The organism is Streptomyces sp. NPDC031474, from assembly GCF_055581185.1.
Genome location: NZ_JBVIJX010000008.1, coordinates 137,119 through 151,689 on the forward strand (window position 1 = coordinate 137,119; position 14,571 = coordinate 151,689).

General features: G+C 67.8%; 12 protein-coding genes. 6 read left to right on the forward strand and 6 right to left on the reverse strand.

What is annotated here, in order from left to right:
* Position 1 precedes the first annotated feature (1 nt).
* From ACZ5SK_RS18105 to ACZ5SK_RS18130, 6 genes are all read right to left on the reverse strand, one after another.
* Positions 2-292, reverse strand: a complete 291-nt coding sequence (locus ACZ5SK_RS18105) for an Rdx family protein (protein ID WP_079658706.1) — start codon at positions 290-292, stop codon at positions 2-4.
* The gene (locus tag ACZ5SK_RS18110; protein ID WP_361707422.1) at positions 289-1,203 is read right to left on the reverse strand and encodes a HipA family kinase; all 915 of its coding nucleotides are present in this window, start codon (positions 1,201-1,203) and stop codon (positions 289-291) included. The genes ACZ5SK_RS18105 and ACZ5SK_RS18110 overlap by 4 nt, the downstream gene beginning before the upstream one ends.
* A 108-nt stretch (positions 1,204-1,311) precedes the next feature.
* Positions 1,312-4,071, reverse strand: coding sequence for a helix-turn-helix transcriptional regulator (locus ACZ5SK_RS18115; protein ID WP_334575955.1), 2,760 nt, complete (start codon positions 4,069-4,071; stop codon positions 1,312-1,314).
* Between the two features lie 722 nt (positions 4,072-4,793).
* Positions 4,794-5,384, reverse strand: a complete 591-nt coding sequence (locus ACZ5SK_RS18120) for a response regulator transcription factor (protein WP_334581116.1) — start codon at positions 5,382-5,384, stop codon at positions 4,794-4,796.
* 98 nt (positions 5,385-5,482) lie between these two features.
* Positions 5,483-5,992, reverse strand: a complete 510-nt coding sequence (locus ACZ5SK_RS18125) for a hypothetical protein (protein ID WP_468418532.1) — start codon at positions 5,990-5,992, stop codon at positions 5,483-5,485.
* Positions 5,993-6,967: 975 nt separating this feature from the next.
* The gene (locus ACZ5SK_RS18130) at positions 6,968-7,624 is read right to left on the reverse strand and encodes a TetR/AcrR family transcriptional regulator C-terminal domain-containing protein (protein WP_334575959.1); all 657 of its coding nucleotides are present in this window, start codon (positions 7,622-7,624) and stop codon (positions 6,968-6,970) included.
* Between the two features lie 112 nt (positions 7,625-7,736).
* Here ACZ5SK_RS18130 and ACZ5SK_RS18135 point away from each other — a divergent pair, with 112 nt between their 5' ends.
* The 6 genes from ACZ5SK_RS18135 to ACZ5SK_RS18160 all read left to right on the forward strand — a co-directional run bounded on the left by ACZ5SK_RS18135 (position 7,737) and on the right by ACZ5SK_RS18160 (position 14,569).
* The gene (locus tag ACZ5SK_RS18135) at positions 7,737-9,215 is read left to right on the forward strand and encodes an MFS transporter (RefSeq protein ID WP_334575961.1); all 1,479 of its coding nucleotides are present in this window, start codon (positions 7,737-7,739) and stop codon (positions 9,213-9,215) included.
* Between the two features lie 707 nt (positions 9,216-9,922).
* Complete coding sequence (locus tag ACZ5SK_RS18140) at positions 9,923-10,879, forward strand: chlorinating enzyme (protein WP_334575963.1); 957 nt, start codon at positions 9,923-9,925, stop codon at positions 10,877-10,879.
* Positions 10,880-10,882: 3 nt separating this feature from the next.
* Complete coding sequence (locus ACZ5SK_RS18145) at positions 10,883-11,158, forward strand: phosphopantetheine-binding protein (protein ID WP_334575964.1); 276 nt, start codon at positions 10,883-10,885, stop codon at positions 11,156-11,158.
* 36 nt (positions 11,159-11,194) lie between these two features.
* Positions 11,195-11,926, forward strand: coding sequence for a thioesterase II family protein (locus tag ACZ5SK_RS18150; protein WP_334575966.1), 732 nt, complete (start codon positions 11,195-11,197; stop codon positions 11,924-11,926).
* Positions 11,919-13,499, forward strand: a complete 1,581-nt coding sequence (locus ACZ5SK_RS18155; protein ID WP_361707409.1) for an amino acid adenylation domain-containing protein — start codon at positions 11,919-11,921, stop codon at positions 13,497-13,499. The genes ACZ5SK_RS18150 and ACZ5SK_RS18155 overlap by 8 nt, the downstream gene beginning before the upstream one ends.
* A 56-nt stretch (positions 13,500-13,555) precedes the next feature.
* Positions 13,556-14,569: a ketoacyl-ACP synthase III family protein gene (locus tag ACZ5SK_RS18160; RefSeq protein ID WP_334575970.1), complete on the forward strand. Its 1,014-nt coding sequence runs from the start codon at positions 13,556-13,558 to the stop codon at positions 14,567-14,569.
* The last annotated feature ends 2 nt before the right edge of the window (positions 14,570-14,571 follow it).

Here is a 14,571-nt window from a genome sequence, read left to right on the forward strand (position 1 = left end):
GCTACTCCCGCGACGGCTTGTCCGAGTGGCCCAGGGAGCGTCCCGGGGCCACTCGGTCGCGTACGGCCTGCTTCACGGCGGTCGGCTCCGGGAAGCCCTGTTCGCGGCGGTCCCAGACCACCTCGTCGTCGACCCGGACGACGAAGACGCCGCCGGTGCCGGGCTTGAGCGACAGCTCGGTCAGCTCCGCCTCGAAGGTGATGAGCAGCTCCTGCGCCAGCCAGGCCGCACGGGGCAGCCAGCGGCACTGGGTGCAGTACTCGATCTGTACCACCCGTCCCACGCGGTTCATCCGAGGTGCACCGACCAATCCTGTTCCGCCGCCGGTTTGCCGTGCAGGTCGGGGACCCGCTTGAGCCAGTTCGGGCGGCCTTCCTGAGTGCGGGCCGCGCGAAGGGCCTCCTCGGCGGCGAGTTCCTCCCGGGTCGGGAAGTCGGTGGGCAGCCAGGCCACGGATGCCTGCACGCGCGCGTGGAGGTAGTCGACGTACGCGGTCCGGACGTCGTCCGCGCTCGCGAAGCCCTCCTCCGCGTCCAGCCAGGCGTCGGGGACCTGCGCCGCGATGTCCCGCAGCAGTTCCCGCGTCACCTTCGGCGCCAGCTCCGCGTCGGCCGCCCGTACGTCGGGGGCGTAGTGGCCGAGGGCGTGGTGGCGGAAGTCGTACCGCTTCGCGGGATCCGACCCGTCCCAGCGGTGATGGAAGACGAGGGCCGCGCCGTGGTCGATCAGCCACAGGCGCGCGGGCACGGTGCCGAAGGTCGGCCAGACCATGAGGTTGGAGCTGTGCACCGTGCGGTCCACGTTCACCGTGAGGGCGTCGAGCCAGACGATCCTGCCCGCCTCCAGCGGGTCCACGGGGAAGGTCCTGGCGACCTCCGGGGTGAAGTCCCGCGCGCCCGGCAGGTAGTCCATGCCCAGGTTGAGGCCCGCGCTCGCGCCATGGAGTTCGCGCACCTCCTGGTGGGGCTCGCCGTCGGCGATCGCGGGGTCGAAGTGCACGAGCACCAGCTCGGGGAACCGCAGCCCGAGCGCGCGGGCCAGCTCGCCGACGATCACCTCGGCGACCAGCGCCTTACGTCCCTGCGCGGAGCCGGTGAACTTGACGACATACGTGCCCAGGTCGTCGGCCTCGACGACTCCGGGGACGGAGCCGCCGGAGCGCAGGGGCGCGACGTAGCGGGTCGCAGTGACTTCGGTCAGCATTTTCCCAGGCTCCACAGCTCGTTTTCCTTGCATACCACGGCACGCCCTCACGGGGTGCAACCGGGCATGAAATGAGCATAGTAACCGGGCGCGTGACACCGGCGGTCGTCATGGGACGAGCTCGGACAGACGCGAAGGGAGTTGGGTGCGGCGGCGGATGCCGAGTTTTCGATAGGCGCGGGTGAGGTGCTGTTCGACGGTGCTGACCGTGATGAAGAGCTTTCGGGCGATCTGCTCGTTCGTGGCACCCCGGGCGGCCAGTTCCGCCACCCGCCATTCCGCCGAGCTGAGCCGGCGGGCGGGTGGGTCGGCCTCGCTGAGGAGCTCCGCTCCCCTGCGCTCGTCGGCCGCCGGTACCGACGGTGGCAGCAGCGGTGCCGCGGCGCACCGGTCCGCCAGTGTCCTCGCCTGGTCGGCGTGGCGGCGGGCCTGGCCGACCTCGCCCAGTGACTCGTAGGCGTGGCCCAGGTCGGAGAGGGTGTACGCCAGGTTCAGCGAGTCGCCGCAGCGATCGAGAATGTTCGCCGCCTTCAGCAGCACCGGCGGACGTTCGTCCGGGCGGAGGGTGGCTGCCATGGCCCGGTAGGTCAGGCCGCGGGTGCGCGGGTGCCCCGGCGGGAGCAGCGTCATCTGTTCCGTCAGGAGTTCCCTCGCCTGCGTCACGAGGCCCTTGTGGAGATACGCGCGGGCGGCGTTGGCGCGCCAGGGCACCGCCGACGGACAGTCGGCCTCCCCGAGCTTCATCAGGTGTCCGGCCGCGAGGAAGTCCTGGAGAGCGGCGTCGTGGTGGCCGCGCGCGAGATGGAAATGGCCCCGGGCGTCGAGGTAGACCACTCCGCCCAGGGTCCCGAAGGCGGCACGGGGGACGGGGAATTCGAGATGGCTCTCGGCCTCGCCCAGGTTCCCCATCGCCGTGGCGGTGAGGATGAGGATCGAAAGCGGGAGGCCCACGGCCACTCCCCAGCCCTCGCGCGGCATCAGCGCGAGCGCGGCCTGTGCCTGTCTCCTGGCGTTCGGCAGGTCTCCGAGGCGGTAGTGGATCTGCGCGCGCGCCGTGGTGAACATGGCGTTCCATACGAGGCCGTGCGTCTCCCCCAGGGAGGCGAGGAGGGCGTCGCACCAGGCCGACGCCTTGTCGAGGTGGTCGGAATAGACCAGGACCATGAGTGAGGCGAGCGACGACGCCGGGCTCGCCGCCCCGGCCAGGGCCTCCCGCAGGACGAGTTCCGCGGCGGGGACGGCTCCCTCCTCGTCGGCGCCCCGCAGGATCGCGCCGAGTGCGGCCGCGGACCGCTGCTCGGGCGTGCCGAGGCCGGCGTCGAGGGGGGCCGCCTCCCCGAATCCCAAGGCGGGTGCGATTCCCGGATACGTGAGCGGAAGCCACAGGTGCAGCTGCTCGGCGTACGCGCCGGCGTCCGCGCCCACCTGCGCGTGAGGATCGTCGCCGAGGCATGCCATCACGCGCGTCGCCTGCTCCACCTGGCCGTTCCACAGCAGGCTTCGGACGACGGGGAGCGACTGCCGGACGGAGAGCTCGCCCTGCTCGACGGCCGTGACCAGATCGGGCAGGTAGCTCTTCACCGCTGTGGGATCGTGCCGCCAGGTGACGTCGGCGAGCTTCGCGGCGATGTCGATCCGCTCCCGCCCGTCCGCACACTGGCGGTGTGCTCTTTCGAGGTAGCGGACGGCCGCTTCGTGGTCTCCGCCGGCGAGGGCGCGGTCCGCTGCCTCGCACAGCACCTTCTTCGCCCAAGGAATCGTTTCGTCGATACGCATCAGGTGTTCGGCCGTCACCAGGGCGGGGGCGCCCTCCTGGTACAGCAGGCGGGCGACGCGAGACCGCAGGGCGTGGCGCTCTTCCTGGGGGATGCTGCCGAGCACGGCCTCACGCACGCTCGGCTGCCCGAGAAGGTCATGGTCCAGCAGTCCACCGACGCCGGGAGAGCCGGCGACCCGCGCGACGGTTTCCGAGTCCATGCCGCAGAGTCGCGCGACCACGGCCGGCGACCGGAACTCCCCCACCGCGGCCCTCGCCTGCGCGATCTCGAGCACGACGGGCTCGGCCCGGTAGAGGCAGCTCAGGACGGCACGGCCGAAGGCAGGGCCGGCCAGTGGCCGCCGCAGCGCGGCCGACGCCGATGCGCTGTCGGCATGGTCCTCGGCCATGGCGTGCACCAGCAACGGCCGGCCGCCGCTGAGCTGCCTGCAGTCGGAAGCGATCCGGCCCGCTGCCTCAAGGGTGAAATACTCCTCGAGCACCGTCGCGACCCCCGTCTCCGAGAGCGGCTCGAGTTCCAGCTGGGTACAGGTCGGCATCCTGAGGATCTCGGCCTGGAGTATGCGCTGAACGCTGGGCCGGCCCATGTCGGGACAGTAGGTGAGGACCATCGATATCGGCGCGCCGCCCATCCGCCGCATGAGCGCGAGCAGACCCTCCAGCGACTCGACGTCCATGAAATGCGCATCGTCGATGCAGAGGACCAGCGGCGGACTGTGGGTCAGGTACTGGAAAGCACTGTGCAGCAGACCGAGGACCGACGGGGAGATCTCGCTGTGCGCTCCTGCTCCGCCGCCGCTCTCCAGCACGGCCCGGATCTCGAGTTCCGCGCTGTGTGAGTAGAGCCGACGCCCCCGCAGAAGCTGATCTATGATCCCCAGCGGCCGGTAACGCTCAAGACTCGAACCGGTGGCCTCGAGGACGGTCGCGCCCGCGTCGGCGGCGTCGTGGGCGAAGGAGTCCAGCAGGGCCGTCTTTCCACTGGCGAGCGGTCCGCCGATGGCGACCGTCCGGCTGCGGCCCAGCGAACACTCGCTCCAGATCTGGACCAGCGTCTTTTCTGCCTCGTCCCGTTCGACCAGCATCTCCATCACCTCTCACCTTCCGCAGCACAGGGACAGGTGTGGATCGACACCCGGCGAACACGGGGGCCGTGCGGGTGGGAGGTCGGGAACAGTTCCGCGCTGTGCGGACCGGTGCCGGGTCGCTCGGCGCAGGCACCGTCTCCCGGCCGTGGTCGGTCGTGGTGAGATCGTGGGTGTTCACCGGCGCGCCGGCCACGGCCGGCCGCAGGGCGTCGGAACCGCCCCACCGCACCGTCGCGTCGTTCGCGGCGGCCTTCCCGTCGATTCCGCACCCGAGGATCCCGGCGACCGGGGCAGTGCGGGTCCGGTGCGGACCACAGCGCGCGGTGGCCCATGTCCCGGGCCGCCGCGAGCACGGGTGCCACCGGAATCCCACTCGACGCCACGACGCCGAAGAAGAGCGGGAGGGAACGGCGGTCGGTCTGCCGACCGTCCGAGGCAGCGGGACGCTGCGTCCCTGGGGCGATGCCCGGCATGAGGGGCGTGGCCTCGTCCGGTAAGAGGTGATCCGTCGAATCGCCCGGAAATTTGCCGCGCAGGCTCGTCCCGAAGATGAAGCCCACTGCGATCCGGCCGACCGCAGCCGGCTGCCCGATCCGGCGCGCGAGGGCGCCGAGCAGGCTCGACGCCCCGAGCACGAGGGCTAAATGGCCGATGACGTCGGCCGTCACCCCATCCATGGTCATAACCAACCCCCAATTGGTCGATGAAGTCGGCGAGCAGGACTTTCAGAGCCAGTGCGCATCCCTGGCGATCCGCAAGGCGTCGATGCGGTTACGCGCGCCGAGCTTCGCCACCAGGGACGAGAGGTAGTTGCGGACGGTCCCCTCGGAGAGGTGCAGCCGTGCCGCGATCTCGGCGATCGAGTCCCCGCGGGAGAATCGCTCCAGCACCGCGAGTTGACGCGAGGTCAGCGGGCAGCCGGCGTTGGACATGGCCGCGACCGTCAGGTCGGCGTCGAAGACGCGTTCGCCCTGATGCACCCGGTGCAGGGCCTCGAAGAAGCGGCTGGCCGGCATGGATCGCTGCAGCATGCCGTCGACCCCGCCGGAGAAGGCCTGGCGGACGATCGATCGGGTGAAGCACTCGGCCAGGACCAGGCTCCGGCACCCCGGAAGACTCGCGATCTTCTCGGCAAGGGTGATCGCACTGGTGTCGGCCCCGTCGAAGCTGATGATCGAGATATCGGGGCGATGAATCTCGGCGAATTCCAGCGCGTCCGAATCTCCGCCGACGGCCCCGACAACCTGGAGATCCTCGCGCTTCTCGATCAATGCGGCGAGCGCACTTCGGGAGAGTAACAAAGCGTCCGACAGCATCACTTGTATTCCCATTGTTCCCCCATGGCGTGAAAAACGCCCCACTGATAGTTGAGAACAGTTATGACCGAATATCGGGGCAGTAGTTCAATCCGCGATTACTGCGTCCAGCGCGATGTCCGGTCCACCGACGCTGCCGGGTCGTTCCGGAGGGGCCCGGCCTGACCAATGGCCGGACGGTGACCCGCGCCGCCCACCTCCGTGATGAGCGGCTCGGCCGTCCACGTCCCCGAGGGCACGCGAGCGACCCGCCGCCGCGTTGCCGCGTTGCCGACGCGGCGGGCGCCGGACGCCGTCCCGCGCCCGGCGACCATCCCCGCCGCGAAACCTCCGGCGAGGCAACCGATCTGCGGGTACCCGCCCGGCGAAACCCCGGTGACCCCGGTGACCTCGGTGACCCCGGTGACCCCGGTGACCCCGGTGACCCCGGTGACCTCGGTGACCCCGGTGACCCCGGTGACCTCGGTGAACCGGGGGGCGAAGGCGCCCGCACCGGAGCAGGCGGCGGCTTCGGCGATGTCACCGGCGCCTTGCTGGACGCGCGAGGAGAGCAGCCGACGTCGCGCCTGCTCTCCTCGTACGGCCAGCAGAAACCCGCCAGGGACCAATCCGTTCTCTTGGCGGAAAAAGCCGGCCGCGGGACAGGCGCCGAATCTCGCCATACGCCGTAAGCGGGCGATTGACAAGTTGTTTTCGTCCATGTGAATGCGCACAGCGCTCAGCCTTCCCCCGTTTTGAGCCGCGCATGACGATCAATGAACATAGCCAGTACCGCTGCGACAGGTCAAGAAGCCCGGGTCAGAGGGCTGCGACACCGAACTGATCAAACAGCGCGATGTGGCCGATACGCCCCGGCCCGCGTACTGGTGACGTCCATCGAAATACCAAGTCCCAGTCAAAAGCAGTACAACACCGATGCGTGAATTGCCGTGGCCGATTCACCTCCGGCCACCACGGAGGTGAAGATTCCGCTCGGCGCGCGGAAGCAACGCGGTGATTCTCGGCCAGTCGGGGGACCGCCTTGGTGACGCCGTCGGCGGTCGAGTGGGGCGCGAGGAGCGCCCACCCCGGCGGGGGACGGAGGCGGGCCGCCACGGGACGGCCGGACCGCGCGCTCGCGGCGGGGCACGGCGACCCGTACGCCGATGCGCCGGGCCGTACGCGGAGATCCCACGGATGCGGCCGACCGAGTCCCGGCCGCCGTGGACGAGTGGGCCGACCTGCCGCCGGAGACCGACTGACGCGCACTTGGACGCGCACGGGTACGCGGACGCTGACGCGGGCGCGGACAGCGGGGATCCGCCTGGTGGCCGCCGGGGCGGGCGCAGCGGAGCCCAGCCGTTTCGCGCGAGGCGGTGAGGCGCGCGAGGCGCGTGAGCCCGAGGGGCGCGCGAGGCGCTGAGGTGCGTGAGGCGCTCAGGTGCGTGAGGTGGTGGGGCGCGTGAGGTGGTGCGGGTTGGGGAGCCGCCGGCTCGGGGCGGCAGGACACGTCGCTGTGGTGCTGGGGGTCGAGGGGTTCTCCTCGGCCGGCTCACGCACGATCGAGGGCGTCCGCCGCGAGGGGGGCGCCCGGTTCCGCTACCTCAGTTGCCCACCGCCCGCCCGGGGAGTGACACCGCCACTGCCTCCCCCTGGAGGTGGCAGAGCCCTTCGATGAAGATGTTCAGCCCGTAGTCGAACCGTTCCGCCGGGTCCGCGTCCGTCAGCGAGTCGAGTGCCGCCGCATACTGCGGTGACACTTCGACGTCGAGCCCCTGGGTGCGGACCCGCCAGTCATGGTCGGGCGGCAACCGCAGCTGGGCCTGTTCCTCGATGGTGTGGCCGAGCACGTAGTAGAAGATGGCGAAACTGACCCAGCCCGCCTGGGCGGGGGGCAGACCGGCCCGGCAGAGCACCCGGACCGCCGCGTCCGAGCCGATGACCGTGTTGGCTCCGGGTGCGAACGTGCCGGCCACCACCCGAGCGCCGTCGCGACGGCTGAGCAAGGCCGCGCGGAGCCGGCTGCCGACGATCCGGATCTGCTCGGGCCAGGAGACGTCGGGCAACGCCTCGCCGACGCCTTCGACGATCTTGTCGGCCACCGCGTCGAGCAGGGCCTCCTTGTTCTCGAAGTGCCGATACAGGGCGCCGCCTTGCACGTTGAGTGATGCGCCGAGCTTGCGCATCGTGAGCTGGTCCAGGCCCTCGGCGTCGAGAAGGCGCAGCGCTTCCTCGACCACGTCGGCTTTGCGCAGCGGCATCGGTTCTCCCTCGATTGACACCCTCCGGACAGCATTGTAGCGTGAACAGTGTTCACGTGAACACTGTTCACATGAACTCGATTCAGTCGCGATCGGCCACTGAGGAGACTCCATGTCTGAGCCACGAGTCGCGTCCGCACCCCCTGTTCTCCGGCCGAATCTGCCACTCGGCGTCGTCGTGGCGATGTCCTGCCTCGCCCTGTTCATGGTCGTGCTCGACGCCACCATCGTCACCGTGGCCCTGCCGGACATGCGCACCGGGCTGAACCTGTCGAACGACCAGCAGCAGTGGGTCGTCAGCGGCTACCTGCTCACCCTGGGCGGCTTCCTGCTCCTGGCGGCCAGGGCCGGCGACCTCTTCGGGCACAAACGGGTGTTCCTGTTCGGGGTGGTCGTCTTCACCGCCGCCAGCCTGATCGGCGGCCTGGCGTCCGACGCGGCCGTTCTGATCACGGCCCGGATCGCGCAGGGCGCCGGCGCTGCCGCGATGGCTCCCACCAGCCTGAGTCTCATCACCGCCAGCCACACCGACGAACACGAGCGCGAGCGCGCCCTGGCGCTGTGGAGCATGATGGGCGGGATCGCAGGCCTGATCGGCGTGGTCCTCGGCGGAGTGCTCACCGCCGAGCTGAACTGGCGCTGGGTGCTGTTCGTCAACGTCCCCCCGGGCGTGGCGCTGTTGGTCACCGGCGTGCTGTTCCTGCTGCCTTCGGCGAACACCGAGCGGACCCGGCTCGACCTGCCCGGCGCCCTCTGCGTCACCCTCGGAGTCGGGGCGCTGACGTACGGGCTCTCGGAGGCCTCCGCCAAGGGCTGGGGTTCACCGAGCGTCGTGCTCCCGCTGGTCGCGGCCGTGGTCCTCATCGCCCTCTTCCTGGTGGCCGAAGCCAGGAGTTCCCACCCGCTCATCCCGGTCGACCTGATCCGGCCGCGGACCCTGCGGATCGCGAACCTGCTGATGTTCTTCCTGGGCGTGACGCTGACCGCCCTGCTCTTCTTCCTCTCGCTCTACTGCCAGCAGGTCCTCGGCTACAGCGCGCTGCGCACCGGCATGGCCATGCTGCCCATCACCGTCGTCTTCATCGTCGGCGGCATCACCTCCCGGGTGCTCACGCCCAAGGTCGGCCCCCGCCGCATGCTGGTGGTCGGCGGCCTCATCGCCACCGCGGGCATCGCCTGGCTGACCACCATCCCCTCCCACCCCGCCTACGTGACCCACATCCTCGGCCCGAACGTGGTCGGCGGGTTCGGCGTCAGTCTCATGCTGCTCGCCGTCACCATCAGCGGCACCACCGATGTGGATCCCAAGAACGCCGGCGCCGCCTCCGGGCTGCTCAACACGTCCCGTCAGATCGGCGGAGCGATCGGTCTTGCCGTGCTCGTGAACATCGCGTCCAGCGTGACCCGTAACGCGAGCCATGACAGCAGCCACCTCGACGCGCTGGTCCAGGGCTACCGCGTCGCGTTCCTCGTCAACGCGGGTCTCATGCTCGTCGCGGCGCTGGCCGCTCTGGCACTGCCGGCCATGGCACCGGGCAAGCAGACAACCGATGAATCCCTCGCGGGCCGGCCGGCGACCACCCGACCGTGACCACGAGAACCTCACCTGCGCGGCGCGCCCTGATCCATGTCTCAGACATGGCCCGGGGCGCGCACGGCAGCCACGGCAGCCACTGCTCGACCCGGATCGGCGTGCTGCCGAATCTGGCTGAAGATCGCCTCCCTGGCACTTGACTTTCTGCCCCGAAGGCCACCGCTCGCCGTGACCGGCGACACTCTCCGCCCGCGGCCCGACAAGCCTCGGCTACGACTGTTCTCAGCCACGCCCGACTCGTCACCGCCGGCCCCGCCACTCGGCCCCGGACCGACATTCGGCACCTGACAAACGCGGGTCCCGCTCGGCGAAGTGACGCGGACTCATGAACGAGCAGGCCAAAGCCACAGGTATGGCACGGCCCTGCGTACTTCCTGCGAAAGACGCATACGAATGTCGCCGCTGTTCACGCGGCCAATGGCCGCGCGGGGCACCCCCTCGGTCGCGCACGGCCTCAACGGCGACGCCCGGCGGCACCGATCTGCGCGTACCTCCGGCGCGAGCACTCAACGCGAGCACTCAATAGGGGTTGCCGACCGCTGGATAGGGGTTGCCGATAGGGGTAATCCATCGGTAGCTTTTTTTCTCGGTTCTTCGTCTTATATTCCGGCGCTGCGGCCACCGAGCCCGCCGGCGGCCCCAGTTTCCAGCCTTATGCCGCTCTGAGCGAAGCCTTCGAGCGCGATTAGGATCGAGGAGAAAAAATGGCCCGTACGAAAACCTTCGCGCTGACCCCCGAAGAGCTGAAGCAGTTCGCTCGCGATGGCTACATCGGCCCTTTCGACCTCTACACCGAAGAAGAGATGGAAGGACATCTCAGGGCGACCAGGCCGAAGCTGCTCAGGACCAAAACGTCCATTTACCACGAGGGGCAGACGGAATCCGGAAACACAAATCTGGCGGCCAGTTACGATCGCCATCTCGACGTCGACTTTCTCGCCGAGCACGTCACGAGGCCGGAGATCGTGGACAGGGTGTCGAGCATCCTCGGGCCCGACACGCTCTGCTGGCGTACCGAACTCTTCCCGAAGTATCCGGGTGACGAGGGAACGGACTGGCACCAGGCGGACAACTTCTCCAGCGTCGACGGTTCGAAGCACCCGCACATCGTGTGGCCGGAGGACGCGGAATTCGGGGGCACCGTAACGGCCTGGACCGCTTTCACGGAGGCGTCGGTCAAGAATGGCTGCCTTCAGTTCATCCCGGGCACTCACACGTCGATGAATTATGATGAGTCGAAGATCATGGAATACAATCCGGAGATCATCAACCAGGTAGAGAAGGACGGCGTCAAGCGCGGGCTCTTCGGCTACGACTACCGGCAGCTGCAGAAGGATCCGGACTGGACTCCCGACGAGTCGAAGGCCGTCTCCCAGGTCATGCGCCAAGGCCAGTTCATTCTCTTCTGGTCGACGCTCATGCACGCGTCTCATCCGCACAGCGGCGAAACCGACCAGATGCGGCTCGGCTTCGCCTCCCGTTACCTGCCGACGCAGGTCCAGGTCTACCCGTACTCCGACGAGCTCCAGGAATTCGGTGCGCGGGCGAGCCTTGAGAAATACGGCTGCGTATTGGTGTCCGGCGAGGACCGATACGGCCACAATCGTTTTGTTGAGAGCACTGTCAACGGATTCCGCTTCCCGGTGCACCAGGAGAAATGACAAATGAGCGAGACGGACAACCGAATGACGTCGGAAACACTGCTGGCATGGGTCGTCGACGAGTGCAGGCAGCTCGGCCTGCGGGTGACGGGCGGCGAGGACGACTTCTTCGAAGCCGGCGGCACATCGCTCACTGCGGTGAAGCTGATCGAGCGGGCGGAACGAGAGTTCGGCGACGACTCGCTTCCCGCTGACGAACTGTTCACCGAGAGCCGCGTCATGGACATCGTGGTCAGCATCCAGCGGAACAGCAAGCACGCTGACGCGGCGTCGGACTAGCGGGTCGGCGTGGCGGCAAGGGCCGACAAGTGGGTGATGACCCTCAAGGCGGCGACGGCAGAGCCGGTCAGCACGTTGTTCTGCTTTCCCTACGCGGGCGGGAGCCCCGAGACGTTCCGTGCCTGGTGCGGCGGGATCGCGGACGACGTGGAGCTGTTGTGCGTGGTGCTCCCCGGCCGGGGGCGCCGGCTCAAGGAACCACGCTACGACCAGTGGCAGCCCCTGGTGGACGATGTCTTCGAGGCGCTGTCGCCGTATCTGAACCGCCGCCACGCCTTCTACGGCCACAGTTTCGGTGGGCGGCTGGCCTACGAGCTGTCTCACCTGGCCACGGCCGAGTACCCGGGAATGACACGCCGGCTGTTCGTTTCCGGCTGCCGGAGCCCGGATGTGCCGCAACTGCGCCCTTATATGCATCGGATGACGGAGAGCGATTTCCGCGATGCGGTGGCGAAGATGGGCGGCACGCCGGCGGAGCTCTTCGAACAGGAGGCGCTGATGCGCCTCCTGTTGCCGACGGTGCGAAGCGAAATCCACCTTGCCGAAATATGGGATCACCGCCACGCCACCGGCGTGGATGTCCCCATCACCGCCATATACAGCCTGGATGACGCGATCGACAGCTGGAGAACCATGCGCGGCTGGCAGAGGTTCACCAAGCAGCATTGCGAGCTGATCGAAGTCCCCGGCGGACACTTCTTCGTGGACAGCCACCCGGAGTACGTAACAAGAATCGTCAACACACGGCTGGGGAACCTGAATGGATAAGATCGCCCTCTCCGAAGAGGCTCTGTCTGTTCATCAGAAGATCAACAGGACTGATGCTGTTCATCCGGTGGAGAGCCTGAAGGAGCTCTTCGAAAGCGCTGCCGGCCGTCATCCCGACTCCGTCGCCCTCGTCCATCAGGAGCGCAAGCTCACGTACCGCGAGCTCAACGGCCTGGCGAACAGCCTGAGCGTGCGGCTCCGCGAGGCCGGCGTACACCCTGGCCAGGTCGTGGGACTGTGCGTCAGGCGCTCACCGGAGATGATCATCGCAATGCTGGCGATCATCAAGTGCGGCGCCACCTACCTCCCGTTCGACCGCACCTGGCCGGATGAACGCCTGAGCGGGATATTCGGCCAGGCCGACTGCACGACCTTGCTCACCGACGCGTCCGGCGAAATGACGGTCCGCTTCGAGAACATGCAGGTGATTCCCGTCGACCTGCCCACGCTGAACGCGGACGAGAAGAACCCTGACCTGCGGGTCCAGCCGGACTCCATCGCCTACATCGTCTTCACGTCGGGATCGACGGGATCCCCCAAAGGCGTGCCGATCCGGCATGAGGGCGTCGTTCGCCTGGTGTTCAACGCCTGCTTCGTCGCCCTCGACGAGAACGCCGTCATCCCGCAGTTGGCGTCGATATTCTTCGACGCCGCGGTCTTCGAGATCTGGGGAGCGCTGCTCCACGGCGGAACGTGCGTGCTCTACCCGTCAGATTTCATCCGGCTCTCGGAACTGAAGCGGGTCGTGCAGCAGAACGGCGTCACGGCGATCTTCGTGACGACAGCGCTGTTCAATGTGATAGTCGATGAGGCGCCCAGCACCCTGGATACCGTGCAGACAATCCTCACGGGCGGCGAGGCGCATTCTCTGAGGCATATGGAAGACGCTCGGAGCCATTACGGGAACGACAAGATAGTGAGCGTGTACGGGCCGACCGAGTGTTCGGTGTTCGCCACGTATTATCCCGTTCGGCATTCCGTCCTGGGGATGTCCGCGCTCCCGATCGGATTGCCCATTCAGAACACGTCTCTCTATGTCGTCCGTGACGGAGTGCTGTGCGCGCCCGGCGAGACCGGAGAGGTGTGCCTGGCGGGACCGGGGCTGTCGCCCGGCTATCTCGGCATGCTTGAGCTGACGAAAAAGAAGTACGTCGAATACGACATCAACGGCGACAAGGTGCGGCTCTACCACACCGGAGACCGCGGATTCTTCCGGGAAGACGGAAATGTCGTCTTCCAGGGGCGGCTGGACGATCAGGTGAAGGTCAACGGTTTCCGGATCGAGCTCGGCGAGATCGCGCACTTCATGAATGAGGTGCCGTACGTCAAGCAAAGCTATGTCACCACCGGCGAGAAGGAGTCCGGCGAGAAGGTCGTGGTGGCGTTCGTGGTCCCCGCCGGCGAGGACTGCACGCCCCAGGCGTGCCGCGACCACCTGGTCACGAAGGTTCCCAGCTACATGCTGCCCGGGGAGATTCATGTCTGCGACAGTCTGCCGCTGACGGGATCGGGCAAGGTGGACCGGAGGGCGCTGCTGTCGCAACGGAATTATCAGGATGCCCCCAAGGCGTAGTGGCCGGGCCCACGCACGGAAATCCAGAATGAAGACGAGAGAAGGGCAAGGATCCAGTGACAGCGACCGAGCTGAGTATCAAGGCGGCGACCCTCCGGCTTCCGTCGGGCAAACAAGGTCCTGCGGACGGTGAGCTCAGCTCAGCGGATATCGAACGCATCGGCGTGACGGAACTGTATGTCGCTCCGGACGATACAGCGCCACCGCAGATGGCTGCGCTGGCCGCGAAAGACGTTCTGGAGTCGAGCGGAGTCGAGCCTGCCGCCATAGGCTGCCTGGTTCATTCCTTCAGTTACCACCAGGGCTTTGACATGTGGTCGCCGGCGCACTACATCGCCAACCAGGCCGGGATCATCGACGCGCTTCCCGTCAATGTCCAGCAACTCTGCAACGGCGGCGCCGTGGCGCTGCAACTCGCGGCCAAATGGCTGGTCGCCACCCCTGAGGCGGGCGCGGCTCTCGTCACGGCCGCGGACCGTTTCTGCGCACCGGGATTCGATCGATGGGCAAGCGACGACGACGCGGCCTACTCGGACTCGGCGACCGCGGTCCTGCTCGGTCGCTCCGGTGAGGGCAGCGACTTTCTCCACCTGCGTTCGCTGGAGATGGAGACGGACACCGAGTGGGAATTCCAGATGCGCGGCGACGACGAGTTCACCTCCGTGCCGCTGGGGCACGGCACTCCGATCGACCTCCGGCGCGCCAACAAGGCGTTCAGGGAGTCCGGTGCGGCAGCACGCATGGTCAAGCTCAGCGTTCCCAAGCTGTTCGGGCTCGTCCTGCGGGCTCTGCGGGCGGCGAATGTCGAACCCAAGGACATCAGCTGCATCGCGCTGCCGCGTCTTACCCGGACCATGCGCGAGGGCATGTTCAAGCCGGCCATCAGTGAAGTCATCGGAGGAAACCCTCGCTATCTCGAGTGCAGCACCGGCTGCCTCGGCGCCGGAGACTTCCTCGCGAACCTGGTGGACATCGAGGCCGGCCTCAACCCGGGCGAATTCGGCATGCTCATCCAGGGCACCGGCGGATACACCTTCACGTGTTCCGTGGTCCAAGCGCCCGTGAAATAACG

Excerpts from the sequence above, each read along its gene's own strand:
- ACZ5SK_RS18140 (WP_334575963.1), top strand. The coding sequence starts at position 9,923 with ATGGCCCGTACGAAAACCTTCGCGCTGACCCCCGAAGAGCTGAAGCAG.
- ACZ5SK_RS18135 (WP_334575961.1), top strand. The coding sequence starts at position 7,737 with ATGTCTGAGCCACGAGTCGCGTCCGCACCCCCTGTTCTCCGGCCGAAT.
- ACZ5SK_RS18130 (WP_334575959.1), bottom strand. The coding sequence starts at position 7,624 with ATGCCGCTGCGCAAAGCCGACGTGGTCGAGGAAGCGCTGCGCCTTCTC.
- ACZ5SK_RS18150 (WP_334575966.1), top strand. The coding sequence starts at position 11,195 with ATGACCCTCAAGGCGGCGACGGCAGAGCCGGTCAGCACGTTGTTCTGC.
- ACZ5SK_RS18155 (WP_361707409.1), top strand. The coding sequence starts at position 11,919 with ATGGATAAGATCGCCCTCTCCGAAGAGGCTCTGTCTGTTCATCAGAAG.
- ACZ5SK_RS18115 (WP_334575955.1), bottom strand. The coding sequence starts at position 4,071 with ATGGAGATGCTGGTCGAACGGGACGAGGCAGAAAAGACGCTGGTCCAG.
- ACZ5SK_RS18105 (WP_079658706.1), bottom strand. The coding sequence starts at position 292 with ATGAACCGCGTGGGACGGGTGGTACAGATCGAGTACTGCACCCAGTGC.
- ACZ5SK_RS18145 (WP_334575964.1), top strand. The coding sequence starts at position 10,883 with ATGAGCGAGACGGACAACCGAATGACGTCGGAAACACTGCTGGCATGG.
- ACZ5SK_RS18110 (WP_361707422.1), bottom strand. The coding sequence starts at position 1,203 with ATGCTGACCGAAGTCACTGCGACCCGCTACGTCGCGCCCCTGCGCTCC.
- ACZ5SK_RS18120 (WP_334581116.1), bottom strand. The coding sequence starts at position 5,384 with ATGCTGTCGGACGCTTTGTTACTCTCCCGAAGTGCGCTCGCCGCATTG.